The 277-nt window shown below is 58.8% G+C and carries 1 protein-coding gene; it reads right to left on the reverse strand.

Features of this window, described 5'->3' with window-relative positions; translation table 11 throughout:
• Positions 1–277, reverse strand: a 277-nt coding sequence (locus AC0L20_RS40975; protein ID WP_473295822.1) for an aminotransferase class III-fold pyridoxal phosphate-dependent enzyme, incomplete at both ends; no start/stop codon positions are given.

Genomic DNA, 277 nt, shown 5'->3' on the forward strand with positions numbered 1-277 from the left:
GTTTTCCCACAGCCCTTCTTCCTCCATCACGTCCAGCACCGCCATACCGATACGGCAACTGACCGGGCTACCGCCCGATGACGAGAAGAAATAGCCCTCGGCTTCCAGGGCTTCGGCAATGTCTCGGCGGGTGATCACAGCTCCCAACGGCTGGCCGTTGCCCATACCCTTGGCCATGGTAATGATGTCCGGCACGACGCCCTGTTCTTCAAAACCCCAGAAAAAATGCCCCATGCGGCCATAACCTACCTGCACCTCATCGGCGATACACACACCG

The organism is Bradyrhizobium sp. Kon58 (assembly GCF_055807455.1).